Raw genomic sequence first — 20,932 nt, 5'->3', positions numbered from 1 at the left:
AGGGTGCGCCGGGTGGGGGTGGCCCGGTGCCGGACGCGGCGCGTCGTCCGGCACCTGATGAGGTCAGGTGCCGCTGCGGTCGAGCGCGGCGCGTACCAGGTCGGCCACGGCCATGGACTTGATGTCCAGGGCCCGGTCGGCGGGTGCCCGGTCCGCGTCGGGCTCGGACAGCTTCAGCAGGCCGTCGAGCAGGCCGGCTTCCCGGATGCGGGCGACGGGGATGCGGGCGAGGACGGCGTGCAGTTCGTCGTCGCCGCCGGACGCGGCCGCGACGGGCTCGGGTTCCGGTCGCAGCCGTTCGAGGAGATGGCCGGCGAGCGCCGCCGGGGTGGCGTAGTCGAAGATCAGCGTGGACGGCAGGCGCAGTCCGCTGACCGTGTTCAGCCGGTTGCGCAGTTCCACGGCGGCGAGCGAGTCGAAGCCCAGCTCGGTGAAGGCGCGGCGCGGTTCGACGGCGGCCGGTCCGGCGTGCCCGAGGACGGCGGCGGCCTCGGTGCGGACCGCTTCCAGCACGGTGTGTTCGTGGTCGGCGACGGGCAGTCCGGCCAGCTGCTCGCCGAGGGTGCGGGCGTGGTCGTCGTGGTCCGGGCGGGCGGTGACGCCGGCCAGGGTGCGCAGCACGGCCGGCACGTCACCGCCGCGCCGGCGCAGGGCGGCGGTGTCCAGCCGTACGGGGACCAGGGCGGGGCTGCCGGAGGCCACGGCGGCGTCGAACAGCTCCAGGCCCTCGTCCGGGTCGAGCGCGCCGATGCCGGTGCGTTCGATGCGCTGGACCTCGGCCGTGTCGAGTGCGGCGCCCATGCCGCCGCCGGACCACAGGCCCCAGGCCAGGGAGGTGGCGGGCAGGCCGAGGGCGGCGCGGTGGGCGGCCAGCGCGTCGAGGAAGACGTTGGCGGCGGCGTAGTTGCCCTGGCCGGAGGCGTCGAGGGTGCCTGCGGCCGAGGAGAACAGCACGAAGTGGGCGAGGTCCCGGTCCCGGGTGAGCTCGTGCAGGTGCCAGGCGGCGTCCGCCTTGGGCCGCAGCACGGTGTCCAGCCGGGCCGGGGTGAGGGAGGTGACCAGGCCGTCGTCGAGGACGCCGGCGGTGTGGACGACGCTGTCGACGGGGTGCGCGGTGAGCAGGGCGGCGAGCGCGGCACGGTCGGACACGTCGCAGGCGACGATGTCGGCCTCGGCGCCCAGGTCCGCCAGGCCGGCGCGCAGTGCGGCGGCGCCGGGTGCCCCGGGGCCGCGACGGCTGGTCAGCAGCAGGCGGGTGACGCCGTGCCGGGCGGCCAGGTGGCGGGCGACCAGCGCGCCGAGCCCGCCGGTGCCGCCGGTGACGAGGACGGTGCCCCACGGGCGGTCCGTGCCCGGGGATGCCTCGGCGCGGACCAGGCGGGGGGCGTGGGCGCGGCCGTCGCGCCAGCGGATCTCCGGCTCGTGGGAGTCGAGAAGCGCGGCCAGGGCGGCGCGGTCGGGTACGGGTGCGTCGGGCGCGGCCCGTGCGACGAGGAGGATCCGGCCGGGGTCCTCGGCCTGCGCGGCCCGGACCAGTCCGTGCACCGCGGTGTCGGCGAGGCCGCCGCCGGTGAGGACCACGAGCACGGAGCCGGCGTAGCGGTCGTCGGCCGTCCAGGCCTTCAGGGGGTCCAGGGTGCGGCCGAGTGCGGTGCGCACGGCGCCGGGCAGGTGCCCGCCGTCGGCGGGCGGGGCGGTGACCGGCAGGATCACCACGTCGGGCACGGTGGCGCCGAGGGTGTCCAGGCCGGCGTGCACCGGGACGCCGAGGCCCAGGTCGTCGTCGCCGAGGACGGCCCAGCTGCGGCGGTCGGGGCGGCCGGCGGCCGCGGGCAGCGGTGTGTCGGTGACGGTGTACAGGTGGCGGCGCCGCTCCGGGGTGAGCCGGTCCGCGGTGACCGGCCGGGTGACGTACGACTCCACGGTGGCGAGGGGCCGGCCGTCGGCGTCCGCCAGTTCGAGGCGGGTGCCGTCGGGGCCCGGGGTGACGCGGACGCGGGCGGTGAGGGACGCCTGGGCGTGCAGGGTGACGCCCGTCCAGGCGAAGGGCAGGGCGATGCCGCCGGACGGTTCGGCGGGCGCCGCCCCGCCGTCCAGGAGGGACGTGACGTGCAGGGCGGAGTCCAGCAGCGCGGGGTGCAGAGCGTGCCGGGCGGCGTCCGGTCGTGCGGCTGCGGGCAGTTCGAGCTCGGCGAGGAGGGTGTCGCCGTCCCGCCAGGCGGCCCGGACGCCGCGGAAGACCGGGCCGTAGTCGTAACCCTCGGTGTGCAGGCGCGGGTAGAGGCCGGTGACGTCGAGCGGGGTGGCGCCGGGCGGCGGCCAGGCACCGGACGCGGCCGGGGCCGGGGCGGCGGGTCCGGTGAGGGTGCCGGTGGCGTGGCGTGTCCAGCCCTCGCCGGCCGGGGCGTTCCCGGCGCGCGAGTGGATCTCGACGGTGCCGTCGGCGCCGGCGGCGACCTGGAGGTGTACGGCGGTGTCCGCGGGCAGCGCCAGCGGGGCCTGGAGGGTCAGCTCCTGGAGGACGGGGCGGCCGGTGAGGCGGCCGGCGTGCAGCGCGAGGTCGACGAGCGCGGCGCCGGGCACCAGGACCGTGCCCAGCACGGCGTGTTCGGCGAGGACGGGGTGGGTGGCGGTGGAGATCCGGCCGGTGAGCAGCACACCGGCGTCGCCGGGCAGGTCCAGGCGGGCGCTGACCAGCGGGTGGCCGGCAGCGGCGAGTCCGTGTCCGGCGGCGTCGCCGACGGCGACGGCGGGCGTGGGGAGCCAGTACCTGCGGTGCTCGAAGGCGTAGGTGGGCAGGTCGACCCGGCGTCCCGCGTAGGTCTCGTACAGCACCGCCCAGTCGACGTCGAAGCCCCGGGTGTGGACGGCTGCCAGGGCGGCGAGCAGGCCGGGCAGCTGGGCGGTGTCCTTGCGGGCGGTGGGGACGAAGAGGGTGTCCTCGGCGGCCTCGGTGTCCGGCAGGCAGTCGGGACCCAGGGCGGTGAGCACAGGTGCGGCGCCGAGTTCGAGGAAGGTGCCGGCGCCCTGCGCGGCCAGGGTCGCGACCGCGTCGGCGAAGCGCACCGTCTGCCGCACATGCCGTACCCAGTAGTCGGCGGAGCCGAGTTCGGCGGCGGTGGCCGGGGCGCCGGTGAGGGTGGAGACGAGGGGTACGGCCGGCTCGGCCGCCCGGAGGCCGGCCATGACCTCCCGGAACGCGGCCAGCATGGGGTCCATGCGGGGCGAGTGGAAGGCGTGCGAGACGCGCAGCCTGCGGGTGGTCGTGAAGTGCGCGGCGACCTCGGTGACGGCGTCCTCGTCGCCGGAGAGGACCACGGCGCGGGGGCCGTTGACGGCGGCGATCCCGCAGCGCTCGGTGTCCAGCAGCGGGGCGACCTCCTCCGGCGACGCCTGTACGGCGACCATCGCGCCGCCCCGCGGCAGGGCCTGCATGAGCCGGCCCCGGGCGGCGACCGCGGTGACGGCGTCCTGGAGCGACCAGACCCCGGCGACGTGCGCGGCGGCGAACTCGCCGACGGAGTGCCCGGCCAGCGAGCCGGGGCGCAGCCCGAAGGACTCCAGCAGCCGGTAGAGGGCGACCTGAGTGGCGAACAGGGCGGCCTGGGTGTAGGCGGTCCGCTCCAGGGTCTCGGCGTCGTCCCCGAGGACGACCTCGGCGAGGGGCCGTTCGAGGTGCTTGTCGAAGAGCGCGGCGGCGCGGTCGAAGTGCTCGGCGTAGACGGGGAAGGCGTCGTACCAGTCGCGGCCCATGCCGGGGCGCTGGGCGCCCTGGCCGGAGAACAGGTAGGCGAGGGTGCCGTCGGTGGCGGAGCCGGTGACCAGGAGCCCGGGGGCCTCGGTGCCGTGGGCCAGGGCGGCCAGCGCGGCGGTGGCCCCGTCGTCGCCGGCCGGGAGGAGCACGGCGCGGTGGGGGTGGGTGCCGCGGGTGGTGGCCAGGGCCAGGCCGAGATCGGCGGAGGCGGTGCCGGTCAGCTCCAGCAGGCGCCGGGCCTGGCCGCGCAGGGCCTCGGGTGAGCGGGCGGAGACCGGGAGGGCGAGCACCGGCGGGGCGGTGGCGGGGTCCGGCCGCGGGGGCGCGGGCTCGGTGGACTCCTCCAGGATGACGTGGGCGTTGGTGCCGCTGATACCGAACGAGGACACACCGGCCCGCCGGGCCCGGCCGGTCTCGGGCCACGGGCGTCGCTCGGTGAGCACCTCCACGGCGCCGGCGCTCCAGTCGACCTGGTGGGACGGCGCGTCGACGTGCAGGGTCTTCGGCAGGACGCCGTGGCGCATCGCCATGACCATCTTGATGACACCGGCCACACCGGCGGCGGCCTGGGTGTGCCCCATGTTGGACTTCACCGAGCCCAGCCACAGCGGCTCGGCGCGGTCCTGGCCGTAGGTGGCGAGCAGCGCCTGGGCCTCGATGGGGTCGCCGAGGGTGGTGCCGGTGCCGTGCGCCTCGACGGCGTCCACGTCGGCGGGGGTGAGCCCGGCGGTGGCGAGCGCGGCGCGGATGACGCGCTGCTGGGAGGGGCCGTTGGGGGCGGTCAGGCCGTTGGAGGCGCCGTCCTGGTTGACGGCCGAGCCGCGGACCAGGGCCAGCACCCGGTGTCCGTTGCGGCGCGCGTCGGAGAGGCGTTCGACGACGAGGACGCCGGCGCCCTCGCCCCAGCCGGTGCCGTCGGCGGCGGCGGCGAAGGACTTGCAGCGGCCGTCGGCGGCCAGCCCGCGCTGCCGGGCGAAGTCGACGAAGGTGTCCGGCGTCGACATGACGGTGACGCCGCCGGCCAGGGCGAGGTCGCACTCCCCCTGCCGCAGCGCCTGGGCCGCCAGGTGCAGGGTGACCAGTGAGGAGGAGCAGGCGGTGTCGACGGTGACGGCCGGCCCCTCCAGGCCGAGGGCGTAGGCGACCCGGCCGGAGACGACGCTGCCGAGGGTGCCGTTGCCGAGGTAGGCGGCGAGGTCGTCGGGGACCTCGGCGAGCCAGGTGCCGTAGTCGTGGTACATGACGCCCGCGAACACGCCGGTGCGGGAGCCGCGCAGGCGGTGCGGGTCGATGGCGGAGCGCTCCAGCGCCTCCCAGGACACCTCCAGCAGGAGCCGCTGCTGCGGGTCCATGGCGATGGCCTCGCGCGGGCCGATGCCGAAGAAGCCGGGGTCGAACTCGGCCGCGTCGTACAGGAAGGCGCCTTCGCGGGTGTAGGTGCGGCCGGGGGTGCCGGGTTCGGGGTCGTAGAGCGCCTCGGTGTCCCAGCCGCGGTCCGCCGGGAAGCCGCCGACCGCGTCGGTGCCGTCGGCGACGAGCCGCCACAGGTCCTCCGGGGAGCGGACCTCGCCGGGGTAGCGGCAGCTCATGCCGACGATGGCGATCGGGTCGTCGTCGGGGGCGGTGCGGGCCGGGACGGCGGGGGTGTCCCGCGGGCCGGTGCCGAAGAGGGTGTCGCGGATGTGGCCGGCGAGGGCGCGGGAGGTGGGGTGGTCGAAGACGAGGGTGGCGGGCAGCCGCAGCCCGGTGGCGGTGCCCAGCCGGTTGCGCAGTTCGACGGCGGCGAGCGAGTCGAAGCCGAGGTCGGTGAAGGCCCGGCCGGGGTCGACGGCGGACGGCCCGTCGTGCCGGAGCACGGCCGCCACCTCGGTGCGCACCAGGTCGAGCAGGGCGCGGTCGCGGTCGGCGGCGGGCAGCGCGGCGAGTTGTCCGTCCGCGGCCCGGGCGGGGGCGGTGTTCGCCGTGGCCCGGCGGGTGACCGGGCGGACGAGGGCGGTCAGCAGCGGCGGTATGCCGTCGGGGCGGCGGCGTACGGCGGCCGCGTCGATCTCCACGGGCACCAGGTGGGGGGCGCGGGAGCGGACGGCGGCGTCGAACAGCTCCAGGGAGCGTGCGGCGGACAGTCCGGGGATGCCGTAGGCCGCGATGCGCTGTCGGGCGGTGTCGTCCAGGGCGGCGCCCATGCCGCTGTCGGTGGCCCACAGGCCCCAGGCGAGGGAGGTGGCGGGCAGGCCGAGGGCGGCGCGGTGCTCGGCGAGGGCGTCGAGGTAGGCGTTGGCGGCGGCGTAGTTGCCCTGGCCGGGGCCGTCGAGGACGGCGGCGAGGGAGGAGAACAGCACGAAGTGGGCGAGGTCGCGGTCCCGGGTCAGCTCGTGCAGGTGCCAGGCGCCCAGCGCCTTGGCGTGGAAGACCTCGTCCACCATCTCGTCGGTGAGGGTTTCCACGATGCCGTCGCGGACGGTGCCCGCCGCGTGGACGACGGAGTCGACGGGGTGTTGTTCCAGCAGGCGGCGCAGCGCCTCGCGGTCACCCACGTCGCAGGCGGCCGTGGTCACCTCGGCGCCGAGGGCGGTGAGTTCGGCGTGCAGGGCGGGGGCGGTGCCGCGGCGGCCGGCGAGCACCAGGCGGCGCACGCCGTGGGCGCGGACCAGGTGCCGGGCGAGAAGCGCGCCGAGGCCGCCGGTGCCGCCGGTGACGAGGACGGTGCCCCAGTCGGCGGCGGGTTCCTCGCCCGGGGGCCGCGAGGTCAGCCGGGGCACGCTGAACCCGCCGTCCGCGAGGGACAGTTCGGGTTCGCCGGTGGCGAGGAGCTGACGCAGGCCGGCCTCGGAGGGCAGCGTCTCGTGCTCGACGAGGACGTAGCGGCCGGGGTTCTCGGCCTGGGCGGAGCGGACCAGGCCGCGGACGGCTGCGTGGGCGGGGCAGGCGGGCCGGGTGACGACGACGAGCCGGGTGCCGGCCAGGCGCTCGTCCGCCTGCCAGGTGCGCAGCAGCCGCAGGACGTGGTGGACGTGGGCGCGTGCCTCGGTGGCGTCGGCGCCCGCCGGGCCGGGGACGCGGTGCACGACGGCGTCCGGGGCGGGGCCGTCGAGCAGCGCCTCGACGGAGTCCGTGAGCACGGCGGTGCGCAGGGGCGCGGTGGTCGCCGGCCGGGGGTGCGGCGACCACCGCACGGCGTACAGGGCGTCGCCCGCCGGAACGGGGCGGGAGGTCAGGGCGTCGATGGCCGCCACCGGGGCGCCGGTGGCGTCGGCGAGGTGCAGGGCGATGGTCTCGCCGCCGCCGTGGGTGATCTTCACGCGGAGGGCGGACGCGCCGGTGGCGTGCAGGGTGACGCCGGTCCAGGCGAACGGCACCAGCACCTCGGAGCGGGGCGGGGCGTCGAGGTCGGCGGCGTGCAGCGCGGCGTCGAGCAGCGCCGGGTGCAGGCCGAACGCGCCGGCGTCGGCGGCGGTGTCCTCGGGCAGGGCGACCTCGGCGTAGACGTCGTCGCCGTGCCGCCAGGCGGCGCGCAGCCCCTGGAAGGCGGGTCCGTAGCCGTAGCCCTGGTCGGCGAGGTCCGGGTAGACGCGCGTGGTGTCGAGGGGCCGGGCGTCGCGCGGCGGCCATTCGGTCAGGCCGGCCGGAGCGGGCGGGGCGGTGGTGGTGAGGACGCCGGCGGCGTGCCGGGTCCAGGGTGCGGCCTCGTCGGCGCGGGTGTGGACGGTGACGTCGCGGCGTCCGGAGTCATCGGGTTCGCCGACGGCGACCTGTACGGCGACGTCCTCGTCGGCGCGCAGCACGAGCGGGGCGCCGAGGGTCAGCTCCTCCAGGGTGGTGGCGCCGACGTGGTCGCCGGCGCGCAGGGCGAGTTCGACGAAGGCGGTGCCGGGGAACAGCACCCGGCCGGCGATGACGTGGTCGGCGAGCCAGGGCTGGGTCCGGGTGGACAGCCGGCCGGTGAGTACGACGCCCTCGGCGCCGACGGCGACCACGGCGGCGAGCAGCGGGTGGCCGGCGGGGAGCTGGCCGAGGCCCGCGGCGTCGGTGGCGGGGCGCTGCTCCAGCCAGAACCGGCGCCGCTGGAAGGGGTAGCCGGGCAGGTCGACGTGGCGTCCGGCCGGGCCGGCGAAGTGCCGCCGCCAGTCGACGGGGACGCCCCGGGCATGGACGGCGGCGAGCGCGGTGACGGCCTCGCGGGCCTCGGGCCGCTCGCGCCGCAGCACCGGCAGGAAGGCGGTGCCGGGTGCGTCGGTGCAGTCGGGGCCCATGGCGGACAGCACCGCGTCCGGGCCGACCTCCAGGAACGTGCGGACCCCGGCGTCGGCGAGCGCGCGGACGGCGTCGTGGAAGCGGACCCGGGCGCGGACGTGCTCCACCCAGTACTCGGGGTCGCTGAGCTCGGCGGTGACGGGGCGGCCGGTGACGGTGGAGACGACGGGCAGCGCCGGCTCGGCGTAGTCCAGGACGTGCGCGACGCGGCGGAACTCGGCCAGCATCGGTTCCATCAGCGGCGAGTGGAAGGCGTGGCTGACCCTGAGGCGCTTGGTGTCGTGGCCGCGCGCGGCGAGTTCGGCGGCGATCCGCTCCACGTCGGCCGTGTCGCCGGAGACCACGACGGCGGCGGGCCCGTTGACCGCAGCGATGCCGGTGCGCGGGGTGAGCAGCGGTGCCACCTCGTCCTCGGCGGCGCGTACGGCGACCATGGCGCCGCCCTCGGGCAGCGCCTGCATGAGCCGGCCGCGGGCGGCGACCAGGATCGTGGCGTCCTGGAGGGTGAGGACCCCGGCCACGTGGGCGGCGGCGATCTCGCCGACGGAGTGCCCGGCGAGCTGGTCCGGGGTGAGGCCCCAGCTCTCCAGGAGCCGGTACAGGGCGACTTCCACGGCGAACAGGGCGGGCTGCGCGTACTCGGTACGGTGCAGCAGCTCGGCCTCGGGGGTGCCGGGCCCGGCGAACAGGATCTCCTTCAGCGGCCGGGCGAGCTGGAGGTCGAAATGGGCGCAGACGTCGTCCAGGGCGCCGGCGAACACGGGGTGGGCGGCGGCGAGTTCGCGGCCCATGCCGGGACGCTGGCTGCCCTGCCCGGTGAACAGGAAGCCGAGTTCGCCGTCGGCGCGCGCGGTGAGCGGTGTGGTCCCGGAGGCCAGGTCGTGGAGGGCGGCGCGCAGTTCGGCGCGGTCGGCGGCGACGAGGACGGCCCGGTCGGGCAGGGCGGCCCGGGTGGTGGCCAGCGCGTGGGCGAGGTCGAGCGGGTCGGTCTCGTCCACCAGGGGCAGCAGATCGGCGGCGCGGGCCCGCAGGGCGGCCTCGCCCCGGGCGGACAGGGCGAACGGCAGCGGTGTCCCGGCGGGCGGGGCCGGGCGGCCGTCCGGGCCGGACTCCTCGGGCCCGGGTTCCGGCTGTTCCAGGATGACGTGGGCGTTGGTGCCGCTGACCCCGAACGACGACACGCCCGCCCGGCGGACCCGTCCGCTGTCGGGCCAGGCACGCTCCGCGGTGACGAGTTCCATGGCCCCGGACGACCAGTTGACGTGCGGGGTGGGCGCGTCGACGTGGAGGGTCGCCGGTATCCGCCCGTGCTCCATGGCGAGGATCGTCTTGATCAGCCCGGCGGCGCCGGCGGCTGCCTGGGTGTGCCCGAGGTTGGCCTTGACGGAGCCGAGCAGCAGCGGGGTGCCGGCGGGGCGGCCCTGGCCGTAGGTGGCGAGCAGCGCGGTGGCCTCGATGGGGTCGCCGAGCCGGGTGCCGGTGCCGTGGGCCTCGACCACGTCCACGTCGGCGGCGGTGAGACCGGCGTCGGCGAGTGCCCGGTGGATCAGCCGCTGCTGGGCGGTCCCGTTGGGCGCGGTCAGGCCGTTGGAGGCGCCGTCCTGGTTGACGGCCGAGCCGCGCACCACGGCCAGCACCCGGTGGCCGTTGCGGCGGGCGTCGCTCAGCCGTTCCAGGACGAGCACGCCGACGCCCTCGGCGAATCCGGTGCCGTCCGCGGCGGCGGCGAACGCCTTGCAGCGCCCGTCGGGTGCGAGGCCCCGCTGCCGGCTGAAGGCGGTGAACACGCCGGGGCCGCCCATGACGGCCACGCCGCCCGCGAGGGCGAGGGAGGACTCGCCCTGGCGCAGCGAGCGGCACGCCAGGTGGACGGCGACCAGGGAGCCGGAGCAGGCGGTGTCGACGGTGACCGCGGGGCCCTCGGCGCCCAGCACGTAGGCGACGCGGCCGGAGATGACACTGTTGGCGTTCCCGGCGAGCAGGTAGGCGTCGAGGCCGTCCGGGGCGTCGTGCAGGCGCGGCCCGTACTCCTGGATCTCGGCGCCGAAGAACATGCCGGCCGGGGTGCCGCGCAGCGCCGTGGGGTCGATGCCGGCGTCCTCCAGGGCCTGCCAGGAGGTCTCCAGGACGAGCCGCTGCTGCGGGTCCATGCCGAGGGCCTCGCGCGGGCTGATGCCGAAGAAGTCGGCGTCGAACTCGGTGGCGGTGTCGAGGAATCCGCCGCTGCGGACGTAGGTGCTGCCGGGCACCTCGGGGTCCTCGTCGTAGAGGGCGTCCAGGTCCCAGCCGCGGTCGCGCGGGAAGTCCGAGAGGACCTCGCCGCCGTCGGTGAGCAGCCGCCACAGGTCGGCGGGCGAGGCGATGCCGCCGGGGAAGCGGCAGCCGATGCCGACGACGGCGACCGGTTCGTCGGCGGTGGCGTCACCGGCGGGCCCGCCGGGGGTGTCCGCCCGGCCGTGGACCTCGGCGAGCAGCCGGGCGGCCAGGTCGTGGACGGTCGGGCAGTCGTAGGCGAGGCCGACCGGCAGCTCCAGGCCGGTGCGCTCGGTCAGCCGCCGGTGCAGGTCGACCGCGGCGAGCGAGTCGAGTCCCTGCGCGGCGAAGGGGGCGGTCGCGTCGAGTGCGGCCGGCGTACCCGGCCGGGCCGTCTCGATCGCCTCGGTCACGGCTTGGCGTACCAGTTCGGTCACCAGCCTGCGGTGCTGGGACGGTACGGCCGTGGCGAGCCGTCGTGCCAGGGCTGAGTCGTGTCCGGGCCCGTTCATCCACGCATCTCCACTTTCGGCCGACACCGGTTTTCCTCACCTTTTTTCCACACCGTAGTGACGGCCCCCGAGAGGCCACACCCTTAAGCACCCCTAGGGGTGGGCGGCCTCGCGGGCCGGGGTGTCGTCGGGGTCGTGCCGGTCGAACGAACGGCGTACGTAGGACAGGGAGTCGAGCAGTTCCGCGGAGGTGACGGCCTGGGCCGGGCGTACGTCGGCGATGCCGTTCAGCGGCATCTTCCCGATGTCGGCCCAGGCCAGCCGGCCGTCCGCGGCGATATAACTCCGGCTGAATCCGGCGTTGTCCGGATGCAGACAGTAGGGAACGTCGAGACGTCCCTCGGCGAACGCCGTCAGCAGGGCCGTACCGAGGTCGTCGTCCAGCTCCAGCACCCCGTCGACCAGGGCGGCCGCCTCGGCGTAGGTCTGGGTGCCGGTGGCGTCCAGCGGGGCGCGGGGGGTGCGCGCGGCGACCGCCGCCGCGTATTCGAGGGCGGCGGTGTTCTCGGCCACCGTCGGAATGCGGCGGGATTCCGCGACGGTTTTCACGATGAGTCGTTCCGAGCCGCTGGCGACGGCGAGTTCGGCGGCTTTCCCGAGCAGCCGGTAGGCGCCCCGTTCCGTTTCCGGGAACAGCCCCATGTAGGCGTAGACGACGACATGCCATTCGGTGTCCGGAAGGAATCGCGCGCACAGGTCGCGCAACGCGGCCACCGCTTCGGCGTCCTGGCGGGGATCGGTCTGCTGCGCGTAGCTCACGGAAATGCTGCGGATGCCGTGCCGGTGGAAGAACAGCGCCTCCAGGACGCTGACGGCGACGAGCAGGCTGGGTGGGCAGAGCTGGCCGAGGACGCAGCCGCCGAAGGTCTCCAGGTGTGGTTCGGCCCCCGACTCGCGCACGGCGGCGAGCAGTTCGCAGGAGGCGGTCCAGTGGGCGACGGACTCGCGCAGCGGGACCCGGCCGTAGGGCAGGCAGTAGGAGACCGGGCCGCCCTCGGAGGCGTCGAGTCCGACGGCCGTCAGCGCCCGGAAGATGTCCTGCGGCGCGGCCGAGCCGTGCCGGACCTGGACTGGGAAGCCGGGGCCGTGGATGCCGTCGAGCACCTGCCGGGTGACGGCCGGTGCGTGGCTCACGATCGGGTAGCCGTTGAGGGCCACGCCCTCCAGGACGGCGAGTTCGGCCGACTCCAGGTCACCGACCCGGGTGTAGCTGTCCAGGGTGATCGTGCCGACGGTGGTGGCCCTGGCGTCCCGGGTGGCGAGCAGCCCGGCCCGCATGCGTTCCGGGCTGCTCATCCCCATCCGGGGCTGGACCACCAGCCGGCCGGCGTCGTGAGCCCGGCGCACGAACGCGCCGAACCCGCCGCCGGTCACACCAGGGCCCGCTGCGGCAGCGTGCCGAGCATCCGCCGGAAGGCGGTGACGCCCTCGGCGCTGTCGTCGAACACCTCGTCGTATCCGGCGGCGCGCAGCGCGGCCACCTCGTCGGCGCCGCAGGGGCCGGCGATGCCGAGCTTGCCGCCGATGACGGCGGGCACCGCGGCGAGGCCGGGGTGCTCGCGCAGCCGGGTGACGGTCCGCATGCCGTCGTGGTAGCCGTGGCCGTTGACGCTGCTGACCACGATGAGGGAAGGGCGGTGGGCGAGGGCCTCGGCGATGAGCAGGTCCTCGGGGACGCAGGGGCCGAGGTTGACCACGCGGTGCCCGTGCTCCTCCAGGAGGAGCTGGAGGTAGACGAGGTTCCAGGTGTGGGAGTCGGAGATCCCGCCGGCCACCAGCACGGGCTGGTCGCCGGGGGCGGGGTGGGCCGGGAAGGGGCTCATCACAGGGCCTGTCCGTGGTCGTAGGTGCGGGTGTGCTCGATGCGGGAGACGGAGACGAGGTCGTCGCCGCGTACGACGATCTCGGCGGGGGCGGGCCTGCCGAGGAACATCAGCAGGCTGGCCGTGGGGCCGTACGCGCCGGCGTTGGGGACGGTGAGCAGGTCGCCCGGTGCCAGTGGGGGCAGCGGGACGTTCCGGCCGAGCAGGTCGCCCGGGGTGCACAGCGGTCCGGCGAGGCTCGCGGGGGTGCCGTCCGCGCCGACGGACTCGTGCGGTTCGACGGACACGGGCAGGATGCGGCCGAGTCCGGACATGCCGCCGAAGGTGTTGATGCCGGCGTCGAGGACGACATAGCGGTGGTCGCGGCTGTCCTTGACGTTGACGACGGAGGTGAGCAGGGTGCCGCTGTCGGCGACCAGGTAGCGGCCGGACTCGCAGGCGATGTGCGGGGCGCCCGCGCGCCAGCCGGGGAAGTGCTCGTCCAGCGAAGCGGCCAGGGCGTCGCGCAGCTCGGCGTAGACGGGGCGCTCGCCCTGCACGGCGTAGGGCGCGGAGAACCCGCCGCCGATGTCGAGGAAGCGGAACGTGACGCCCAGGTCCTGCTGGAGGGCGGCGGCGGTGGTGATGGTGTGCCGGAACTCGGCGATGAGGCTCGCCTCGTCCTTGGCGTTGCTCAGCGGGAAGAAGTGCAGTCCGGCGATACGGGTGCCGGGGACGTCGCGCAGGCGGGCGGCGAGGCCGGGCAGGGTCTCGCTGTCGAAACCGAACTGCGAGGGCACGCCCGTCATGCGGATGCTGGTGGCGGCGGCGCCGGTGGCGTTGTTGACGCGGAGCAGGCAGTCGGCGGTGAGGCCCAGCCCGCGTGCCGTCTCGCCGACGCGGCGGAGGTCGCCGTGGGACTCGGTGGAGAACAGGCGGACGCCGCGGGCCAGCGCCTCGGCCAGCTCCGCGGTGGTCTTGCCGGGGCCGGTGTAGAGGATGCGGTCGCCGGGGAAGCCGGCCCGCAGCACGGCGTCGAGTTCGCCGACGGAGCTGATCTCGGCACGGCAGCCGCGGGCACCGCCGGTGCGCAGCTCGCGCAGCAGTTCGGGGTGCGGGTTGGCCTTGGCGGCGTAGAACACCTCGACCTCGTCGGGCAGCGCGGCGAACAGGTCGTCGCGGGCCGCCGCCACCCGGTCCAGGTCGTAGACGTAGGACGGGGTGCCGAAGCGCTCGGCGAGTTCGGTGGAGCCGGTCACGGGGTGGGTCCTTCCAGGAGGCGGGCGAGCCGCTTGCGGTCGTGCTTGCCGTGCGGGGTCAGCGGCAACTCGGCGACGACGCGGCTCACGCCGGGCACCTTGGCGGGCTCCAGCCGCAGCGACAGCTCCTTGAGCAGGGCGTGCGGGTCGATGTCGCCCTCGGCGAACACGGCGAGGCCACGGCCTTCGGCGGGCGGCAGCACGGCGGCGGCGCGGACGCCGGGGACGTCGGTGGCGGCGGCCTCGATCTCGGTGGTGCTCATGCGCACGCCCTTGTGCTTGAACATGTCGTCGCGGCGGCCCTCGTAGTAGAGGAAGCCGTCCTCGTCCACATGGCCGTAGTCGCCGGTGTGCAGCCGCAGTCCGCCGTCGGGGGCGGGGCGGAAGGCGCGGGCGGTCTGTTCCGGGGCCCGCCAGTAGCCGGGCATGACGTGCGGTCCCTCGACCACGATCTCGCCGGTCTCCCAGGGCGGCAGCGCCCGGCCCTCGTCGTCCACGGCGAAGGCGCGGGTGCCGGGCAGCGGGCGGCCGACCGAGTCGGGTTTGGCGTCCTGGAAGGCGGGCGGCAGCACGGAGACGCGCTTGCACTCGGTCTGCCCGAACTGGATGACCACCTCGGCGCCGGGGAACGCGGTGCGCAGCCCGTCGGCGGTCGGCTTGGGCAGCGCGGCACCGGTGTTGGTGAACATGCGCACCCGGGACTCGTGGGCCGGTTCGCGTTCGGCGAGGGCGCAGATCATGGTGGCCAGGGACGGCACGACGGGGACGACGGTGGCGCCGGTCTCCCGGATGCGGCGCAGCAGCACCAGGTCGGACTCGCCGTCGGCGAGGATGAGTTCGCTGCGGCCGGCGGCGGTGAGCAGCACCTTGTACAGGCCGTAGTCCCAGGAGATCGGGAAGCGGCAGAACACCACGTCGTCGGGGCGGTAGCCGAGTTCCAGGTTGATGGCCTCGGTGGCGAAGACCATGCGGCCGTGCGGGCAGACGACCGCCTTGGGGGCGGCGGTCGAGCCGGAGGTGTAGACGAGGACGGCGTTGTCCTCGGCGCCGACCCGCGCTCCGCCGGAGCGGGCCCCGCGGTCGCGCAGCGCGGTGATGTCCGGCCACGCCTCGCCGAGCCCGAGGACCGGTACGCCGCCGGTGAGGGCGCTGATCCGGTCCACGGCGGTGTCGGCGACGACGACCAGGGAGGGCTCGGCGTTCTCGACGACCGCCCGCAGGTGGTAGTCCTTCATGCCGGTGTTGACGGGGACCAGGACCGCGCCCCGGCGCGCGGTGCCGTACAGCAGCGCGACCAGTTCCCGGGTGCTGGGCAGCTGGACCAGGACCCGGTCGCCGTGACCGATGCCGCGCGCCTCCAGCCAGGCGTCGACGGCGTGGCTGTGGGCGGCGAGTTCCCGGTACGTCCAGCGGCCCGCGCCGTCGGCGACCGCCGGGGCGTCGGGGCGCTCGGCGGTGGCCTCGTCGAGCAGGTCGTGCACCCGGGCGTCGGTGCGGGCCGGCACTGTCGGTTGACCGTTCACTGCGACTCCTGCCGCCTTTCGTGTGTGCCTCCGGCTCCGGCGGACTGCCGCACGGCCGTGGCCTGGGAGGCGAGCTTCCTGCGGTCGGTCTTGCGGTTGGAGTTGAGCGGAAGGACGTCCAGGTGGTGGTAGGCGCGCGGGACGATCGCGGCCGGCAGCAGCCGGCGCAGGTGCCGGGCGAGCCGGGCGGGCGGCATGGGCGTGCCGGTGTGGAAGACGGCCAGTTCCACGGTGCCGTCCACGGGCATCGCCACGGTCACGGCGTCCTCGACGCCGGGGCAGGTGCGTGCGGCGGCATCCACCTCGGCCAGTTCCACCCGGATGCCGTGCACCTGGACCTGTGCGTCCTGCCGGCCCAGGTAGAGCCAGCCGCCGTCGTCGGCGCGGCGGACGCGGTCGCCGGTGCGGTAGAAGCGCCGGCCGTCCCGCTCCAGGAACCGTCCGCTGTCGTCGGCCGGGTCCAGATAGCCGGGGGTCAACTGCGGTCCGGCGATGCACAGTTCGCCCTCGTCGCCGGCGGTGGGCGTGCCGGTGGGGTCGAGCAGCAGCGTCTCGTGGCCCGGGTGGACGGCGCCGATGGGCACCATGTCGTTCAGGTGCCGTCCCGGTGTCCAGCGGTGCGCGGTGACGGTGATGGTCAGCTCGGTCGGGCCGTACAGGTTCTCCAGTGCGGCGCCCGGCGCGGCGGCGGCCCAGTCCTCGGCGTCCTTGCAGCTGAGCGCCTCCCCCGCGAAGAAGCTCCAGCGCAGCGAGCCCAGGGCGCCCGGCGCGAGCCCGCCGGTGCGGCGCACCAGGGTGATCGCGCTGGGCGTGGAGAACCACACGGTCACGCCCTGTTCGGCCAGGAACTCCGGCAGGCGCGCGTAGGCCCGGGCAGGTACGGGGACGACGGTGGCGCCGGCGCCCCAGGCGCAGAACAGGTCGAACATCGCGCAGTCGAAGTTGAGGTCGAAGGTCTGCGAGAAGACGTCGTGCGGACCGAAGTCGTAGCGCCGGTCGAGCAGTCGGAAGTAGTGGGCGGTGTTCGCGTGGGTGACGGGCACGCCCTTGGGCCGGCCGGTGGAGCCGGAGGTGAACAGCACGTAGGCGGTCTCGGAGGGGCGGGCGGGCATGGGCGCCTTCAGGGCGCTGTCCGGGTCGACGGCGAGCGCCGGCATCGGCTGCCCGCCGGGCGCGAAGAGCGTCGGCAGGGTGACACCGGCCTCGTGCAGCGCGGTCAGGGCGGGCAGCGCGTCGTCGTCGGCGAGCAGCGCGCCGACCCCGGCGGCCTCGATCATCTGCCGGGTGCGGGCGGCGGGGAAGGCGGGCTGGAGCGGTACGACGGTGACGCCGCTGTACAGGCCGGCCAGCAGGGTGGCGTACGCCGAGGGTCCCTTGCCGGCCAGTACCCCCACGGCGGGCGGCGGCTCGGGGAGCCCGGCGAGCAGCGAGCCGGCCCGGACGAGGGCGTGTCGGTGCAGCTCGCGGTAGGTGAGGTCGACGCCGTCGGCGCGCAGCGCCGGCCGGTCCGGGGCGACGGCCAGGCCGCGCGCGAACCGGCCGGACAGCGTGCCGTCCATGGTGGGGTCCACGGTGGCCGCCCCGTCAGCTCGCGGTGCTCTGGAGCATGCCCCGCACGGTGTCCCACAGCACGCCGGCGGTGCGGAAGGTGTCCATGGTGAGCGCACTGTCGCGGAAGCGGACCTGGTAGTCCTCCTCCAGCGTGCCGAGGAGCTGGACCATGCCGAGCGAGTCCAGGCCGAGGTCCTTGAGGTCGGACTCGGGGGCCAGCTCCTCCTGCGGGGGAAGGAAGGGCAGGAAGGGGCGGAGTATCTGTTCGAACCGGTCGTCCCACATGGGGGCCTCCATCGAGTCGGGCGGGGGTCAGGCGGCGCGGGTGGGGCGCCGGGGGGTCATCGCCAGCCGCGGCTGCGCGGCGACGACGTCGAAGTGCCGGGTGGTGCAGGGCACCCGGCCGAAGAGGCTGTCGGGTCCGGCGACGCACAGGCGGCGGACGCCGGCGTCCTTCAGGGCCGCGGTGACGCTCGGCCAGTTCATCGGGTGGTCGAAGCCGTCGAGCAGCATGGTGCGCAGTTCCTCGCCGGTGTGCAGCAGCCGGCCGTCCTGGTCGGCGACGACGGGCAGCCGGGGGTCGGCGAGGGAGTAGCGGGACACCACCTCGCGGGCTGCCTTGTCGCGCAGCGAGCGGAACGCCGAGGCGTGCATCGGGGGCCGCATGGTGTACAGCGGGAGGCTGCCGATGGCGCGCAGCCGCTCCTCCATCCAGGCCACGCGGTGCTCGGACAGGGAGACCATGTAGAAGCCCTCGTCGATGTGGCAGGAGATCTCGTGCCACTCCCCCGCCTCGTCCAGCTCGGCGAGGACCGCGTCGAGCTCGTCGCGCGGGGCCCGGACGAAGGACAGGGTGACGATGTCCCGGTGCTCCGTGGCGAAGTACTCCTCCAGGCAGCGGGCGATCTCGGCGGTCAGCCGGACGGCGTCGGGCAGTTCCAGGGCGCCGGTGTAGGCGAGTGCGGCCTTCTGGCCGAAGCTGGGTCCGGCGACGATGTCCGGTTCCACGCCGAGGTGGTCCCGGGCCCAGTGTGCGCAGGCCAGGCAGTTGACGAAGAAGGCGACCTGGGCGGCCTCGGAGTAGTCGCCCGGGGAGGTCCGGAAGGCGTCCACGAGGGAGTAGCCGAGGGCGTCGTCGGCGACGGCGACCAGCTCCCGGGCGATGGGGTCGGCCACCATGAACCTGCCCACCTCGGCGAACGGGACGGGTCCCATGCCGGGAAAGACCAGCGCGGTGTCGTGTGCCATGGCGGGATCCCCGCCCCCTTTCACGAGGCTCCGGAGCGTCACAGGCTCTTGAGGAAGTCGGTCATCACCTGGCGGAACCGCTCGGGCTCCTCCAGGTGCGGAAGGTGGCTGGACTCCTCGAAGATCTCCCAGCGCGCTCCGGGGATCTCGTCGTGGTACGGCTGGACGACGACCGGGGTGGCTTCGTCGTGGCGGCCGCTGATCAGCAGGGTGGGGGTGCGGATCCGGTGCAGCTCGCCGACGATCGACCAGTCCTTCAGGGAGCCGATGACATGGAACTCGTTGGGTCCGTTCATCGCGTAGTAGACGGTCGGATCGTTGTAGATCTCCATGAAGGAGGACAGGAAGTCCCGGGGCCAGGGTGTCAGGCGGCACACATGACGGTCGTAGAAGACCCGCATCGCGGCCAGGTACTCCTCGCTGTCGTACGTGCCGGCCGCCTCGTGCCGCAGCAGGGTCTCCTCCACCTGCGGCGGCAGTTCGGCGCGCAGCCGGGCCATCTCCTCCAGCCACATCGGGTAGGAGGCGGGCGCGTTGGCGATCACCAGTCCGCGCAGGCCGGGCGGGGCGGTCATGGCGTGCCGGGCGCACAGGGGGCCGCCCCAGGACTGGCCGAACAGTACGTAGTCGTCGGCGATCCCCAACCGCTGGACGAGGTTGGCCAGTTCGTCCTCGAACAACTGGACCGTCCAGAAGTCGGCTCCCTTGCCGGGCAGATGGGTGGAGCCGCCGTTGCCGAGCTGGTCGTAGTGGACGACGGGCCAGCCGTCGTCGGCGAGGCGGGCGAGCGGCAGCAGGTAGTCGTGGGTGCTGCCGGGGCCGCCGTGCACGGCGACGACCGCCGGCCGTCCCGCGCCCAGCTCACCGGTCACCCGGTACCAGGTCCGGTACTCCCCGAAGGGGACGGTGCCCTTCGCGCTGGCTTCCGGGGACACGCTGATCACCTCTGCTCGCTGCGGGACGTGGCGGCGGCCGGGACCAGGACACCGGCCGGGACCTGGAGAGCCGGGGCGCGGGGCGATCGCTGTCTCTGCCGTGGTCCGCAGCCGACGCTAACGGCCCCCGCGCCGCCACCAGACCCCTAACCGCCCCTAGGCGATGCCCGGCGAACTGGGGGGCTCCCGGGGTGCGTTCCCCCACCCGGCGCGGGTGCCGGCACCGGCAGGCCCCGGCGGCACCGGCCGTACCCGGTCCGCTGAGGCCTCTCGTTCGGATCGTGCCGGGCTCGCTGGGTCGGGCACCGCTCCCCCACTCCCGGCTTCGCCCGGGCGGGAGGTGCCCCCGCCGCGTCGTCGGGTGCCATGGCTCCGCCACGGCGCCCTCCTCCACCTTGCGACGCACGGCACCGGACCCCGCTCCCTGATCCGGCCTGATCCGAACGAAAGACCCTAGGGGCGGCTAGGGGTTGGGGTCCGTCGGCGCGGCTGCCTAGCGTGCCAGGGACGGCCGACGGCGCCGCACCGGCGCCCGGCCCGGACCCGCTCCGACGCCGGCGCGGCCCGTTCCCTCCCGTGCGAAGAGGACCTGATGACTGCACCTGCCGAACCGGCCGACGAGGCCGCGCTGCCCGAGTTCCCGATGCGGCGGGCCTGCCCCTTCACCCCGCCGGCCGCCTACGCCGAGCTGCGCGAGACCGCGCCGGTCTCCCGGGCGCGGCTGAAGGTCGACGGCAAGCCCGCGTGGCTGGTCACCCGGCACGACCTGTACAAGAAGGTGCTGGGTGACGCGCGGGTCAGCGCGAACCTGAAGCTGCCCGGGTACCCCCTCCAGGTGCCGGTGCCGCAGGAGGTGCTCCAGTCGGTGCCGCTGACCTTCCTCTCCATGGACCCCCCGGACCACACGGTCCAGCGCCGCATGCTGGCCCCGGAGTTCAGCGTCCGGCGGATGCGCGAGCTGCGCGACCGGGTGCAGCAGATCGTGGACCAGCAGATCGACCAGATGCTCGCCAAGGGCGCGGACGGTCCGGTCGACCTGGTCACCGCCCTCGCCCTGCCGGTGCCCTCGCTGGTGATCTGCGAACTGCTCGGCGTGCCCTACGAGGACCACGGCCGGTTCGAGGAGTGGGCGTGGGCCATCATGAACCACGACATCAGCGAGGAGGACCGGGGCCGGGCCCACTACGAGCTGGACCGGTACGTGGACGGGCTGGTCACCGCCAAGGAGAACGAGCCGGGTGACGACATGATCAGCCGGCTGATCGAGTTCAACCGCCGGACACCGGCGGTGGAGCACTCCGACATCGTCAGCATGTCCAAGCTGATGCTGGTCACCGGGCACGAGACGACCGCCAACATGATCGCGCTGGGTGTGCTGGCCCTGCTGGAGCACCCGGAGCAGCTCGCCGCCGTCCGCGCGGAGCCGGAGCTGATGCCCAAGGCGGTGGAGGAGCTGCTGCGCTTCTTCTCCATCTCCGACGCGGGCACCGCCCGGGTCGCCCTGGAGGACATCGAGCTGGGCGGGGTCACCATCCGGGCCGGCGAGGGCATCCTGCCGCTGAACAACGCGGCCGACCACGACGAGCGTGTCTTCCCCGACCCCGACCGCCTGGACCTGCGGCGCGAGGCCCGCAGTCATCTGGCGTTCGGCTACGGGGTCCACCAGTGCATCGGCCAGAACCTGGCGCGCATGGAGCTGGACGTCGTCTACACGACGCTGCTCCGGCGGGTCCCGACGCTGCGCCTGGCCGCCCCGGTGAAGGAGCTGCGGTTCAAGGACGACGCGATCGTCTACGGCCTGTACGAGCTGCCCGTCACCTGGTGACACCGCACCACCCCTGCCC

At 75.2% G+C, this 20,932-nt stretch carries 10 protein-coding genes; 1 reads left to right on the top strand and 9 read right to left on the bottom strand.

The genetic code is table 11. From position 1 onward, the window contains the following. Window positions 1-63 precede the first annotated feature (63 nt). From AB0F03_RS03840 to AB0F03_RS03800, 9 genes are all read right to left on the bottom strand, one after another. The gene (locus AB0F03_RS03840) at window positions 64-10,770 is read right to left on the bottom strand and encodes a type I polyketide synthase (protein WP_361986206.1); all 10,707 of its coding nucleotides are present in this window, start codon (window positions 10,768-10,770) and stop codon (window positions 64-66) included. A gap of 93 nt (window positions 10,771-10,863) precedes the next feature. Further along, window positions 10,864-12,144, bottom strand: a complete 1,281-nt coding sequence (locus tag AB0F03_RS03835) for a methylaspartate mutase (RefSeq protein ID WP_361986204.1) — start codon at window positions 12,142-12,144, stop codon at window positions 10,864-10,866. Next, window positions 12,141-12,593, bottom strand: a complete 453-nt coding sequence (locus AB0F03_RS03830) for a cobalamin-dependent protein (protein ID WP_361986202.1) — start codon at window positions 12,591-12,593, stop codon at window positions 12,141-12,143. The genes AB0F03_RS03835 and AB0F03_RS03830 overlap by 4 nt, the downstream gene beginning before the upstream one ends. Continuing rightward, the gene (locus AB0F03_RS03825) at window positions 12,593-13,831 is read right to left on the bottom strand and encodes a type III PLP-dependent enzyme (RefSeq protein ID WP_361986200.1); all 1,239 of its coding nucleotides are present in this window, start codon (window positions 13,829-13,831) and stop codon (window positions 12,593-12,595) included. Before AB0F03_RS03825 ends, AB0F03_RS03830 begins: the two co-directional genes overlap by 1 nt. Continuing rightward, a complete protein-coding gene (locus tag AB0F03_RS03820; protein ID WP_361986198.1) occupies window positions 13,828-15,354 on the bottom strand; it encodes an AMP-binding protein in 1,527 nt (508 codons plus the stop codon). The genes AB0F03_RS03825 and AB0F03_RS03820 overlap by 4 nt, the downstream gene beginning before the upstream one ends. Further along, window positions 15,351-16,913: an amino acid adenylation domain-containing protein gene (locus AB0F03_RS03815; RefSeq protein WP_361986704.1), complete on the bottom strand. Its 1,563-nt coding sequence runs from the start codon at window positions 16,911-16,913 to the stop codon at window positions 15,351-15,353. The genes AB0F03_RS03820 and AB0F03_RS03815 overlap by 4 nt, the downstream gene beginning before the upstream one ends. 25 nt (window positions 16,914-16,938) lie before the next feature. Beyond that, window positions 16,939-17,190 carry a phosphopantetheine-binding protein gene (locus tag AB0F03_RS03810; RefSeq protein WP_356826191.1) on the bottom strand — a complete coding sequence of 84 codons (252 nt, stop codon included), beginning with the start codon at window positions 17,188-17,190 and terminating at the stop codon, window positions 16,939-16,941. Between the two features lie 27 nt (window positions 17,191-17,217). Continuing rightward, the gene (locus tag AB0F03_RS03805; protein ID WP_361986196.1) at window positions 17,218-18,153 is read right to left on the bottom strand and encodes an ACP S-malonyltransferase; all 936 of its coding nucleotides are present in this window, start codon (window positions 18,151-18,153) and stop codon (window positions 17,218-17,220) included. Between the two features lie 38 nt (window positions 18,154-18,191). Next, window positions 18,192-19,088: a proline iminopeptidase-family hydrolase gene (locus tag AB0F03_RS03800; RefSeq protein WP_361986194.1), complete on the bottom strand. Its 897-nt coding sequence runs from the start codon at window positions 19,086-19,088 to the stop codon at window positions 18,192-18,194. A 592-nt stretch (window positions 19,089-19,680) separates the two neighbouring features. Here AB0F03_RS03800 and AB0F03_RS03795 point away from each other — a divergent pair. Continuing rightward, window positions 19,681-20,913, top strand: a complete 1,233-nt coding sequence (locus AB0F03_RS03795; protein WP_361986192.1) for a cytochrome P450 — start codon at window positions 19,681-19,683, stop codon at window positions 20,911-20,913. Window positions 20,914-20,932 lie beyond the last annotated feature (19 nt).

The sequence above is a fragment of the Streptomyces sp. NPDC028722 genome (assembly GCF_040637655.1).
Taxonomy (GTDB): Bacteria; Actinomycetota; Actinomycetes; order Streptomycetales; family Streptomycetaceae; genus Streptomyces.
The sequence above is the reverse complement of the archived record's forward strand: the minus strand, read 5'-3'. Positions and strand labels throughout refer to the sequence as shown.

Excerpts from the sequence above, each read along its gene's own strand:
- AB0F03_RS03840 (WP_361986206.1), bottom strand. The coding sequence starts at position 10,770 with ATGAACGGGCCCGGACACGACTCAGCCCTGGCACGACGGCTCGCCACG.
- AB0F03_RS03830 (WP_361986202.1), bottom strand. The coding sequence starts at position 12,593 with ATGAGCCCCTTCCCGGCCCACCCCGCCCCCGGCGACCAGCCCGTGCTG.
- AB0F03_RS03815 (WP_361986704.1), bottom strand. The coding sequence starts at position 16,913 with ATGGACGGCACGCTGTCCGGCCGGTTCGCGCGCGGCCTGGCCGTCGCC.
- AB0F03_RS03810 (WP_356826191.1), bottom strand. The coding sequence starts at position 17,190 with ATGTGGGACGACCGGTTCGAACAGATACTCCGCCCCTTCCTGCCCTTC.
- AB0F03_RS03805 (WP_361986196.1), bottom strand. The coding sequence starts at position 18,153 with ATGGCACACGACACCGCGCTGGTCTTTCCCGGCATGGGACCCGTCCCG.
- AB0F03_RS03795 (WP_361986192.1), top strand. The coding sequence starts at position 19,681 with ATGACTGCACCTGCCGAACCGGCCGACGAGGCCGCGCTGCCCGAGTTC.